The sequence below is a fragment of the Streptococcus sp. Marseille-Q6488 genome (genome assembly GCF_946902925.1).
Taxonomy (GTDB): Bacteria; Bacillota; Bacilli; order Lactobacillales; family Streptococcaceae; genus Streptococcus.
In genome coordinates this window covers 94,128-107,905 of record NZ_CAMPPZ010000016.1, presented here as the reverse complement: position 1 = coordinate 107,905, position 13,778 = coordinate 94,128, and the positions used below count along the sequence as shown (strand labels likewise).

Annotated in this window: 5 protein-coding genes; all 5 read right to left on the bottom strand. The window is 39.8% G+C overall.

The genetic code is table 11. From position 1 onward, the window contains the following. On the bottom strand, positions 1-9,436 hold a 9,436-nt coding region (locus OVN23_RS08425), incomplete at its 3' end, for a YSIRK-type signal peptide-containing protein (RefSeq protein ID WP_267240967.1). A gap of 257 nt (positions 9,437-9,693) precedes the next feature. Then, positions 9,694-10,137 (bottom strand): transposase, encoded by a 444-nt coding sequence (locus tag OVN23_RS10430; protein WP_119942462.1) that lies wholly within the window; start codon positions 10,135-10,137, stop codon positions 9,694-9,696. Then, on the bottom strand, positions 10,100-10,861 hold the full coding sequence (locus OVN23_RS08420) for an IS110 family transposase (RefSeq protein ID WP_173218789.1): 762 nt from the start codon (positions 10,859-10,861) through the stop codon (positions 10,100-10,102). Before OVN23_RS08420 ends, OVN23_RS10430 begins: the two co-directional genes overlap by 38 nt. 236 nt (positions 10,862-11,097) lie before the next feature. After that, positions 11,098-11,988, bottom strand: a complete 891-nt coding sequence (locus tag OVN23_RS08415; RefSeq protein WP_138703865.1) for an Rpn family recombination-promoting nuclease/putative transposase — start codon at positions 11,986-11,988, stop codon at positions 11,098-11,100. Positions 11,989-12,088: 100 nt separating this feature from the next. Continuing rightward, positions 12,089-13,777: an alpha-L-fucosidase gene (locus OVN23_RS08410; protein ID WP_138703866.1), complete on the bottom strand. Its 1,689-nt coding sequence runs from the start codon at positions 13,775-13,777 to the stop codon at positions 12,089-12,091. Position 13,778 lies beyond the last annotated feature (1 nt).

The following is a 13,778-nucleotide window of genomic DNA, read 5'->3' as shown; positions in this document are numbered from 1 at the left end:
CTGTTTCTGCTTTTTGCTTAGCTGTTTCGTATGCTTCTACTTTACTTTGTGGTTTATCCGCTTTATCTGCATTTGCTGCTATCGCTTCTGCTAATTCTTCTTTAGCTGTTTCTAATCCTGATTTGTCTTCTTTAGCTACTAATAGTTTCTTAGCTTCGTCTAATTTCGCTTGTGCTGCGGTTACCTTCGCTTGTGCTTCTGATACTTCTGTTGCTGTTGCATTATCACCTTTATCTGCTACTGCTTGCGCCGCTGCTTGCGCTTGCGTTATATCATTTTGCGCTTCATTTACTTTATTATTGTATGCTGTAACACTGTCTGGTGTTTTATTTGTTGTATCTGCTTTATTTGTTAATGCCGCTGCTTCTCTTGATAATTTTTCCTTAGCTGGCGTTGTTGCTACATTGTTCAATGCTGTTGTTGCTTCTTCTAATGTAGTTTTAGCTTCGGTTACTTTTCTTAGTGCTTCTCTTACTTGATCCGCTGTCGCATTGTCATTTCCAATTACTGTTTCCGCATCTCGCTTAGCTGTTTCTGCTTTTTGCTTAGCTGTTTCGTATGCTTCTACTTTACTTTGTGGTTTATCCGCTTTATCTGCATTTGCTGCTATCGCTTCTGCTAATTCTTCTTTAGCTGTTTCTAATCCTGATTTGTCAACTGCTGTTACTTCATAAGGTACTTTAACTATCTCAGTACTTCTATCTGCATAAGTTACTACAACGTCAAGAGTATGAGTTCCTACAGTTGTTGGATATCGCGTTCCTTCTTTCAATACAGCTGAAGCTTTTTTATCTACATTTACCGCAGCAAGTAACTCTTCATTTGTCGTTGATTCTCCAGGTTTTTTCGTGATTTTCGTCACTTCAAGGTCATGTGTAGGAATTGAGACAGACGTTGGTGTTTCTTGACTCTTAAGTTCTCCTTCACCTTTAGTAGCTATTGCTGTTACTTGACGGTTTCCATCAACAGAGTTAGAATTTAGGACTAAGTAATCACCCTCTCTCTTTATTCCCGAGTTAGATGGTAGTTCCCAATTATTTTCTGAAGTAAGAGTATATTCTTCGATTCTATTTCCTTTTGGAATTGTTAACCTTACTTTATCCGCATCTGTCGGTAACTTAATACGAGTTGTTCCATTGTCTTTATTCTCGTAAGTCAACTCTTCAGGTTTTTTATTTGTTACTATAATTGTCACATCATACTCACCAGGTATACTTGTATCCGTTTTTTCTTTTTCTGTTACTTGAACTTTATATGTTTTTCTACCCACTGTATCGATATCTGGAGTTTGTTTCCATGTTGCCTCAAAATCACTTGGGAATGCTTGTTCTACATCTCTCTCAGTGTACTTAATCCCTTTTTTAGCATCTGCTTTTAAAGCTTTTAATTCTTCACTTCCTTTTGGTTGCGTGATTGTTCTACCTTCGAAGTTTCTATGTTTTGCTACATAGATAGTTTCTTTATCACTAACTGCATCAAAGACTGTCTGTGTTACTGATAATGGAACTGACGATGAACCTATAACTGTTGTGTCTTCAGTCTGGCGAAGATAACGATCTTGTGGTAAGTTATAGCTCCATTTCCCATTAACCGGTGTCACATCTTGACTTCCTCTTTGACCACGACCATCTTGGAAATGAATAGTTACCTTCGTTGCACTTAGAAGTGCTGTTCCACTAATTACACGATCTGTATCACTTAATTTTGCACCTTCTCCTTGTCCTTCAGTTGGGTTGAATGTAGGCTTCGTTGGTTTTGCTACTAGTGTATGAGAAATATCAATAGTAGAACCATCCGGGAAGTTAATCACAGCTACTTTCGCCTTATCGTCAGTAGTTCCTACTGTATATCTTGTTGATGCCGGAAGTACTGTGCGATTTAATTCTTCAATTTTATCTTTAAACCTTGTTTTCGCTGCTGTTGTAAAATTACCATTAGTAAGATCTGTATCATTATATGTTAATTTTTCCTCATTTGTTGGATACTTAACAATATCACGATAGTAATCTGCATGGCTCTTAATTACAACATTTCTTTCAAGAAGATTAGATTCTGCTCCTGCGGCATCTATTGTTGATAAGACAAGAGTATAGTTACCTGGAGCGATTCGACCATTAGATTGTGCACTAACAGAGGTTCCTTCAACATTATTAGCAATATTTCGACCAGTGAATACACGAACACGTAATTTACCTCTATTAGAGGCTGCGTATCCTACAGTCAAACTTGCATCATCTTCCGCATCCGCTCCCTTAAACAAGTCTTTTAACTCGTCTACCTTAGGCGATGGAAGACTTTGTCCATCTTGAACTTCTTTACCTGTTTCCCAAGAAGCTACCGGATTTGTATTAGTTGGCATTGCAGATAAAATCCAATCTTGATCAGAAGTACGACCACTCGGAACTGGTCCATTGATATTTCCACCATTATAATAGTGAGCTCTGAACTTGACATTTCCTCTATCAGAACCAATAGTAAACGGTGACTTATATAATGCTTCATTCGTATCTTTAACCTTAAGTGTAACCTTAGTCATAGCTGGATTGTCAGAATCCGTTTCATTTACAAGTTCTAGTTTGCTTGCCTTATCTGCATCTGTTGCTAAAGTCCAGGTATCTCCGACTTTCTTCAAACCAATATCTACTCCACCTCCATTGGTTGTTCCTCCAATACGGATATATCCAGAAGTCGTATCATGTGGAATATGAAGAGTAATATTACGTCCAGCTTGGAGTGGTGTATCTACAATCGTGCGTCCCATCACAACACCGACTCTATTTGGTTCAGATTCTATACCATCTTTCACTTGAACAACACTAATTTGATCACTGCTGTATTTGGCATTAAATCGTGATGTTGTTTGTGTAAGGAATTCATTCGCGGCAAGTGTATAAGACCAACGTCCATCAGCTTCAGGAGTTATCTCTTTAACTTCACCGTTTTGTAAAGTTAATTTAACTTTTTCAGCTCCTGCCATAGCTTGACCAGAAATCTGGCGGGCTGTTGATAAAAGTCCTGGCTCTGTTGCATTAGGACGACTTTCTAAATCATTAACCGTTGGCGCTGTTGGTTTTGATTTGACAGTTACAGTAATGTCTTCGGTAGATTCATCGTTATAAGTCAAGGTTGCTGGAATATTTCTTGTTGTTCCAGCTGGAACAGCTGTTTGTGTTGACTTCGCAGTAATAGAACGCTTTTCAAACGTTACAGCACGTTCTAAATCATCATTCGTAGGTATCGCACCTGCAGCGATAACAACATCTTGAATAACTGGTGATCTGTGGTCTACTACGATGTCTTGAGTTGCCCCTTGAGAACGAACATCTCCCTGCCCTCGTGTTGAAACCGTTCTCACAGCTTCATCACCTTTAATAGTCTTGTACGCGATCTCAAGCTCACTATCTATCAATGTTACACCAGTCGGCAAGTTTCCACCACTTGTCCATTGGTTTCCTGCTCCTTTAGTTAAAGTCACTGACTTAGCTATATTTTGTGCATCTTTATAAGTAACAGTCACAGTATCAGCATTATTTGGAAGAGTGATTCTCGTATCGCCGTTCTCACGTTGATTACTTATTGTTGCATTCGGTTGTTCAAACTTCGCTTTACTTATTATATTAGTAGTTGTTTTACTATTGTTTGATGCAATAACCGAAACTGTAGTACCATCCTCTACTGCAGCTTTTGGAATGGATATTCTTCCCGCATCAGAATAAGTACCTATTCCATTATGAGACGTCCATGTTCTACCATTTTTCGTGTATTCTAATGTTGTTGATGTAGAATGCCCTGTCGGTGTATAAGTTAAACTCATACGCGTAGCATCTTCCGGAACATTGATTTCCACAGAACCATCAGCTTGAGCTGTATTTGTTAACCCCGTTAATCTTCCTAAAGCTTTAGTAGTAGCTGGGGTACTAAATTCTGATGTATCTGTTTTTTGTTTAACAGTAACTTCAGAACCTGCTTGTGCTGTATCTTGTTGAAGTTGAAGTTGAATTTCACCTAGACCATCAGTATCATTTGTAATTGATACTGTAGCATCAGCATTCACATTATCTTTATCCCAGTTTCCATTGTTTTTCGTAAATCCTACTGTTTTAGTAATTCCATTTGCATTAATATAAGTAAGTGTCACTTTTGTAGCCCCATCTTGCCCTACTTTCGCTTTCACTACTAAATCTTCTGGACTTTGAGAGATACTTGGTTTCGACGGTGCCTGCGTCGTGCTACTTACACTCCTGCTATATCCTGAGTCTATTTGATCAGGTGTGTATATTGTTTTTGCACGAATATTTTTAGAAAGTGGTAATGTACCGTTTACTGTTACCTCAACATTATTTTTAACAGCTGTATAAGACTCATTATCACCTTTCCTTACATCTACTGAACCAATCTCAGTATCGCCATTGTATAATTTAACTGTTGTTCCTGGTGTAACATTATTAACTATTACTGTTTGATTTATCTTATTCGCTTTTCCAGCTAGTGACGCTGCATCGACAGACGGAATACGTGGTTTAGAAATAAACGTAATCTCATGGTCTTCTGAACGTTTATCTTGATAATCCTGCCTATCTTGAGAATTTGGATAGAAAACTCGAATTGTATCCGAACGTTTCCCTAGATAATCTGCTGTTTGATTACGTGTATCTCCTCCATATCCGCTGTGATATCCATTTTCTGTATTCGATTTCCAATAATATTTAGTGTTAGTGTTAAAGTTAGAAGTTAAATACCCCCCAGTTGCACTAGTAGAAGCTGAGAAATTAGTCCCTACTGTTGTTTCATAAATACCGGTATCTCTCACAGTTGCGTGATAGACTGGTGTTTTAATTGTTACAAGTTTAACTTCATCTCTAGATTGACCATTCTCGTCTGTTACATGGTAGGTAACTTTTACTACTCCTGTTTTATCAAGACCTGCTTCTTCTGTACTTGGTCTTCTTTCCCAAGTTACATCTGCTACTGATGGCTTAGTAACATTTTGATTATTATTTTTAAATTGAATATAAGTTTCTGGATTGTTTCCATCTTGTAATTCTTTACTTTTAACTTGAGGAAACTTATCTTGCTTAGCCTCTACTTTTGGAAGAACCTCATAACGCAAGTAGTAAGTAGCCGTATTATTTGATGCGTCTTTTACAGTGATTTGAGCTGTCTGTTGTCCTATTGCTTGTGTATCTGCAACATTACCACTAAATGTCGAACCACTATATTTATTATTTTCCTTAGCGTTAGTTTGACTTTGGAAATCAGTTCCAAACTTCTGTTTAGTAATGCCAGCAGGGGTATTTGTTATATCCAACTCCTTGACACTACCTATATTATCCCAAACCTTAAGTTTTGGATTAAACACATCCCCTTGTACCACTTTATATACCGGTGTTGTTGCTTGGTTGGCATCAGTTGATAAAACTGTATCTCCTAAACTCACCTTCGGTGCTGTTGTATCTCCTTTTACTATTACATTATTATTTTCCGACTCTGTACTTTGACCTTCTTCATATTGACTAGCTGCAACTGGAAGGTTGTTTGCACTCGTCCCGTATGGAATATGGATTGTCGCTGTTCCATCCGAATTATTCGAAATAGTTATATTGTTATTGTTTTGTGAATCTTTGACCCATTTATTTCCTACTTTAGTGAATGTTTCGTTAGCAGGAACGAGAACGCCTGGCTGAGGGAAATAGACAAGCTTCGCTTTATTAGCCGTACCTTGTCCAACTTTGGCAGTAACCTCTAAAGTATTTGGATCTTGGCTTACTTCCGGTTTTATTGGGTAGTGTGTTATTGGATTGGTTGCTTGTATGCTATCAGTACTCAACGTAGAAACCAAGTTTTCATCTATTTTTCCACTTTTCTTATCTATCAACGCAACAATAGCTCTAATTGGTTGAGTTCCTAATTTATCCACCTTATAGTCAGTATACGCGAATTGGGCGATACCACCTTCTTTCGGTAGTGCTTCTCCTATAATTTCATAGTCTTCTGCTTTAGGAACTAGATTATTATTATTATTATATCCACCTCTAACCAAAAAGACTTTCCATTGTTTGCCATCCTGCACTTTATTATTACTAACGCTCACATTTTTTACTTTTATAATAGTTGGTGGTGGTGTTTTTAAATTCTCTTGAGCTTTTCTTTCCAACTCTTTTGAGGTTGTTTCGAAAGATGGGGCAGCTGGCGGATAATTAATAACCGTGGTAAATGTTTTAATTGCGCCACTATTAGATGTTGCTGTAAATACAAGTCTATAACTACCCTGAAGATTTGCCGCCGGCGCATGGACATTTATCACTTTTCTCGTTGCACTAGTTCCACCGGATGGGGTGTTTGTAGTTAAGTTAGGTAGATTATCTGGATTTTCTACTGTTACACTTCTAATTCCATCTGGAGATTCAGCTATAAAGGCGTGGATTAATTCAGCATCTCTTTGATTGTCTTTTGTTGAATAGTGGGTTATTGGCTTTCTATCTATTCTATCACCATTAGTGAACTTACCAGTAGTTCCCACTACTAGCCCATCTACTTTTTTATCAGATGAGGGATCAGAATAAACTCCTTCAACTTTATTATTTGAACGATTTAACCAACTTCCTGCCACTTTTTGTTTCACATAATAAATCCCGGCTTTAAGGTTAACGTTTGAAAACGTAACTTCATTTCCTTGACTACCAGCTGTAGTTTTAGATATAAGTAAATCACCTTGATTATTTTCTCCTTTTTTATATAATTCTACCTCGCTATTTGGTTCTATATTTCTCGCCGTAACATTAAGTGTTTGTCCTAGTTTTGTTTCTATATCTGTTGTTATTTCAGGCTTTTTAGGTTTTGTTACAAAATTAATTGTACCATCATTATAAGAACCATCTCTATATGAAACTTTATATTTATAAGTATGAACACCAGCTGTAGAGATAGCATCTAAAGTTACTTCTTCTCTAGTAAGTTCTCTATCTCCTTTGTACCATGTAATGCTTTGTCCATTTTCCTGTGCTTGCTGTTTGACTGTCTCTTTATCTAGCTTCTGATCCCCTTCGTTATAATAGTCCCCATAAGACTGACCATCTATATCGAAAGCTCGGTCAGAACCAAAGTTACCTCCTTCCGTTAAAACTCCTTTAACATTAGGATTTAACGGATTATCTTGATATCTTTCATAAGCATAAGCGACACTGCCATTTTTCTCTTTAACTTTTCTTCCTTCTCCAGGGAATCTAGTCGTATAATACGCCGTGTTTCGTTCAACTTCATAGTACCCATTACCTTTAAGACGATAGATGTTTTTATCAGCGAATCCCTTCTCACTATCTGTTCTAGCGTGCACTATACTTCCTAAATAAGTTTTTTCTCCATTTTTAATACCTTTTAATACAGATAAATAATCTAATTTATTTAAATCGTTATTACCTTGCGTTTCGAAAGTAATTGTATAACTCGTATTCCCTGCTATTCTACCGTAATAAGTTACTCCTCTAGAATCTTTAATTCTCTGTAGTTTCTGATTTCCTAACTCTCTTTCTGCTCTTGATTGTAATTCTGAGTTAGCTGGTACAGTTTCGCTATCCCCTCTACTGTGGAATGCATCTGGTTGTCTATTTTGGATTGCTAATCCGCTTCTATAAAAATCATCTACATTTCCTACTAAATAGTGATTAGGGCTTCCTGGAGTTCCTACTCTAGCAGCATTCGTATTTTCTGGAGTTCCCTTCGCTACATTTGTTGCTCCAGCAGCACTCAATGATCCAGTAACCATATCTTGATTATTACCTCTACCCTGGGTTGAATTCGAAGTTGTTCCAGCGTTATCGGTTTTAGTTACTGTTACTGTATCTTGTTTAATATTTTGGCCGTTAGGCACCGTAAACATGAAACTAAGCCCACCTAAATCATTCCTTCCAGGATTAATCTCAATATTCCATCTAAAACCTTCTGTTGTTGGGGTTACTGTTTCTTTCAAATATCCTTGTAGTCTACTAATTCTATCTGGATTTCCACTACCTCTGACAGCACGCTCATTAAAAAACGCATAAGTGTATCGGCTATACGGGCTAGCGGGGTCTTGTCCTCTATCAAAGTAGTACCTATTTTTATTATTATATATTCCAACACTATCAACTGAGCGAGGTGTCCTGTTCGAACGAGGTTGGATAGTTGTTGGTTCTGTATCTGAAGATTGCTCATGTTCGATGTCATCTTCATCATCATCAAGTGAATAACCAGACTCATTCCTCTTAGAAACCCGTGGTTCAAGGGGATTTGAAACAACCGCTCCATTAGCCTCTTTTTCAGCAAGAACTCCTTCGATAAGTTCACGTGATTTTTTCAGATCTGCTAAGGCCGCATCAAAATCTGATTGACTGATAGTGTCTCCTTTAGAGAAGGCTTCATTGAACTTATCAACGGCTGCCTTGGCTGCTTGGATTTTATCTTCCGACGCATTGTTAGCTCGGAGTTGATTAGTGATAAACTCTAACTCTTTTTTTAGGTCATAAACACCATTTTTACCTTCTGTGTTGGTGTAGGTTGGGAGTGCCTGTGGAGTAGCTTGAGAGCTAGAGCTAGCTCCAGGAGTAGTTGCGTTCCCTCCAGCAGATGAAGCGTCTTGGGTTGCAGCTGGTGCTGTCGCGCTCAAGCCTCCTCCTCTACGACGCTTCCCTCCGGTTGGTTGCTCGGTCACAGCTCCGTCTGGAGTAGCGAGTCCGGTAGAAGTTATACCTGTAGATGTGAGGTCTGTAGATGCTAGACCTGCTTTTTCCAAGATTGTTGGATTTTCTAGGGCAGGCGTCAAGGCTTGGTTGACACGGCTGATTAGGGCTTCCATAGCCCTTGTTTGCTCGTCAACTTGCGCTTGTGTCGCTTTAGGGTCGCTCAAAACTGCATTAGCTGCTGCTAGACCCGCTTCCACTTCATCGTGGAGAGCCTTCATAGAGTCTAGGGTTAGGTTTGCCAACAAAGCTTGCAGATTCCCTTGAGTCGATTTGGCTGCCTCTGTATTAGCAACAGCAGCTGGCTGTTCTTGCTCTTTTTCTCCCTCTGCTTGAGGCTTCTCTTGAGCAGACTCTGGCTGGCTAGAGTTAGAGTCTACCTCAGCAGGCTTAGACACAGCTTTCCCTTGTTCAGCTTCTTCAGCCGGCGCCTCTTGTGCTTTTAGCTCATCAGCTGGTTTAAGTTCAGCTGGCTGGTCAGTCAGAGCTTGCTTGGAGTCTTCCTCATCCGAGGTTCCTGGAACCCCATCTGCATTGCCATCAGAACCTGCCGTAACGACATCACTTGCCGTAACTGGAGTAATTGTCTCACTCGCTGCCACAGCTCCGTTGGCAAAAAACATCAGAGCCGCTACCGCAACACTGGCAGCACCAAAGTGGTACTTACGAATGGAATAACGGAAGACCTTTTCCCCGTTATCATCACGATATGATTTTTTCATGATTGAATTACCTCTCGTTTTTTCCTTTCTGGAGGTACTAAAAAATACCCCCCCCCCTTAAATATTTTAGTATTTAAGGAAAGGATATGTTTTTTTCTTTTTGTTCCCAGGCTTGTCAAAAGACAAGTTTTGAGACAGTATTATTATATACTATTTTCGCAAATTTGAACAGCAAAACGCTAAATTTTTATTTGAAAAAAGACAGTAAAAAATCACTTCCTGTGCTATACTGTAATTGAATTTTTTTAGTTTTAGCGTTAGAACTGTTTCCTCAGTCCTATCGCCTTTTCTTTTTGATAAGTCTGTTTGGTGGAGAGTAGTTTGTAAATGATTCTGAGAATCTTATGAGCACAAGCAATAATCGCCTTCATCTTGCTTCCTCTTTGGGAAATTCGATTGTAAAAAGAAGAAAAAGCTGGATCCTTAGAATGTGCTACAATTAATCCCGACATGGTCAGAGCCTGTTTGATATATCGATTTCCTTGCGTAATGTGTGAGGATTTTTTAATGCCAGCACTCTCATAAGATCCTGGGCATAGTCCAGCCCAGGATGCTAAGTGTGCATCGGATGGAAAGGCTGTAACAGTTAGTCCAATCTCAGCTAGAATAGTGGCAGCACAGTTTTCATTCACACCAGGAATGGTTTGAAGTATCCTATTTTCCTCAGGGAAACTCCTTTTCGATGTAGTGTTGAATCTCATCGGTCAATTTTTCAATGAGTTCCTGATACATCTGATATTCCTCTAAGCTCTGGTCTAAGAGGAAGCGATCTTCTAGTGACAACTTTCCTTCCATCGCTTCAACAAGTTCTTCTGGACTTGCTTTCACTCGCTTTTGGATACAAGGGATAACAGATTCTACAGTAATGCTTTCTCCGTTAATAAATAATTTTAAAAGTGATCGCCCTGTCTTAGAAAAAATATCAGAAAGATAACTTGTTAGCTTGATATTAGCCCGTTGTAAGAGATTGTGAATTTCATTTTTGACTTGAGTTTGACGCTGCTTGTAAGAACGCATGCGACGTGTCAGTAAACGAAGCTGTACTACTTCAGGAGCAGGGATATAGGAAGGTTCAATTAGTCCGCAACGGCCGAGTTGAGCAATCCATTCGGCATCTTTCATGTCTGTTTTTCGACCAGGCACATTCTTGATATGTTGAGGATTAGCAAGTACCAAGACGAGATTAGAATCTGAAAAGATATTAAAGAGAGGGAGCCAATATTGCCCAGTACTTTCAAAAAAGACATGTGTGACATGGTTTTCCACCAACCAATCTAAGGCATTGTGAAGAGCTACAGTAGTTGTCCCAAATTTCTTCTGAATTTTCTTTGGCTTATTAGTATCTAGTGGATCATCTAGAATACAACAAACAATAGATTTTTGGTGGACATCAATACCACAACACGTTTCAATCATGACTTCCATTATAAAAACCTCCTGTTAACTATTTGAACAATAGAACAAGAGGCTACTAGTAAGATATTTTTATGCTCAAGGCATATTCGAGTTATCTCATGACTCTTGTTCATCCAGTTTTTTTAACAGGCTAGGAAAAGCCCTATTAGACACCACGGATTTGTATTGTTCATCTTCATTATAAGCTAAACTTCTTTTTCTGTCATGAGTTAGCAGGCTCTGCCTGCTTAGAGTTTTTTTAGTCCTTATTTGTGATGGTCTTTCAATAGCGCCTCAAACTCAGCCACAGTCATACCCAACTGCTGACTGGCAACCTCAGATAGCAGCAGACCTTGGCGAACGAGATTTACTAGACCTACTTTTAATCCCTCTTCAATGCCTTCCGCTCTAGCTGTTTCCAAGGCATAGTCCTGCGCTAACAAGGCCTGTTCTTCTCGCATACGTAGTTGGCTAAACATCTTCCTGTCCTCCTCGGACCAGCTCTTGTAGTCTAGCAGTTGGTCTGCTTGGCTGATGGCTCGCTCGGGTTGCTGGGTAAAGGGCTTATTCCCGAAAAACTCCAACCATGGTTTACGAACCTTGTCTTTGCTGGTTTCTCTGTATTTTTTTAGTTCCAAGAATGCCATCTTGACTAGATGGTTTTCTTGTCCATTGTTTGTGATGGTTAAGACCTCACCTGTCGTGTCCTCTCGCATGCTGAAACTGTGGAAGGCCAAATCATCTGAAAAGTAATTGCTGTCCACGATTGCGATAGCGTATACTGGTGCGATATGTTTGTAACTCTGGTGGGTATCATCTTCTCGTTGGCGAATTTTTTCTAGGTTTTGATTAACCTGACTACATAGGTAAGCCCATAGGCGATTGATGAAAAAATTCTGATGATGAACCTGAATCTCAATAATAACTTGCGTACCATTATCCAACTCCGCCAAGACATCTATGCTAGTGTAGAAATCTTGGGCTGAATAAGGCAGGGAAGGTAGTACATGAATATTGCTCCCCTCCAAAATGGTTACATTTTTGGCAGGCAAGTCCAACATATCGCGGATAAACTGACAAGTGATTTCTGGGTTGCTAAAGATTTTCTTAGCAACCAAATCATTGGTCGGGCTAATGCCCGGATGTCTTAAAGTCATCCATTTCCTCCTTCTATTATACCATATTTTTAAATCTAATTTTGCTAGATTCGATGGTTCTATCTATTTATTCGAAAAGGAAATGAATTGTGAAGATATTTTATCTCGTTTCAACTAAAATATGAGCTTGATCAATCAGTTGTCCATCAACAGTCAGATTTAGATAGAAATCTAAAGTCTTATCGGCAGCAAAATACAGGGTTGGTAGGCACAAATCTTTTTTTCTTTCCCCTGCTTGGAATTGAAGGACTTGAATCTCATCCTGATAGGCGACACCATGCACACCTGTCCCCGGTTGAATCGAAATCTTAGCCTCTAAAGAGGAGCCACTTTCGCTACGTTCAATCCTAAAATGAAGAGCCTCTCCCTTTGTCACAGTTAAACTTTTTTCTGCAAATGCTAGTTCCTGAACAACTTCTTTTTTTGATAATCCAGGAGTTTTATAGAGGGAAATCTTGGTCAATACAGGTAAATCCTGTGACTCTGTAATCATCACGCGCACCTTCTGTGCCTCTACTAGTGGACCTCGCAAGAGGCGCTTATGACCAACTGTGAAGCCCCTGGCAAACTCTTGCCAGACGCCGTCCACCTCTACTTGCACATGAAAAGCAGCGATTCGTTGCCCTAACTTCAAATCTTCTCTTAACTCAATTACATCAAAAGTTTTAGGTGACCCTAACTCAAGTTCTAACTGGATTGGCAAGCCTACGTCGCTTGCCCAAGAGCTGGTCCTAAGGCCATCTGTCAAATGGTGACAGGCAAAGTCTGTGGAAAGAGCTGGACCAGATACCTCAGATCCCAGAGCCAAATCTTCTTTATAGAGCTCATTGCGATAGGCCGCAAATTCATAGAGACGTTCAATATCCTTTGCATCAAAGAGCCCATCTTGATTCGGCGGAATATTAAGCAAGAGTGGAGTTCCCCGACCCACCGAGTGAAAGTAGATTTCGACCAACTCCTCAAGTGACTTAGGATCCTGCTCTTCATGGTAAAACCAGCCCGGTCGAATGGAAACATCTGCCTCACCAATTGAAAAAATCGTGCCCGAGGGATCTCCGTGCTGAAGATAGTCCAGCTCTGCTTCTGTTCCTAGTTTATTAGGATTCACCTTTTGCCACAGGGGATCACCTGCATACCCTCGTTCATTGCCAATCCAGCGTATACTGGTATCTTCTGTTGAAAAAATTAAGCAATCTCCCTGCAGTTCACGAATGGTTTCAAACCATTTTTCAAATTCATAATTGACCTTTTGAGCGCCCTCTCCTCTAGCTCCATCCATCCAGACCTCAGCAAATTTTCCTGCATTACCATAAGCAGGATTTGATAAGATTTCCTGCAGCTGAGCCAGATAATAGGCATTATAGTCTGCTTCTCGGTCCACATGATAGAGGGGACTATGAGCATCCCACGGCGATAGGTAGACCCCCATATCCATATCAAACTCTGTGGCAGCTTGGGATACTTCAAGGAGCAAGTCCCCCTCTCCATTCCTCCAAGGGCTGGCCTTGACCGAATAATCTGTGTGAGCTGTCGGATAAAGGACAAAGCCATCATGGTGCTTGACCACCAAAATCAACTTTTTGAAGCCCGTTTCCTTGAGCACGCGAACCCACTCACGTGCGTCTAACCTTGTCGGGTTAAAGCGTGCAGGATTCTCCTGACCTGTCCCCCATTCCTGGTCATAAAAGGTATTGGGACCAAAATGGATAAAGGCTGCTAGTTCATCCTCTAAATAAGCTAGCTGGGTCGAACTAGGCAAGGGCCCATGCGGTTTTATTTCTCTTACCATA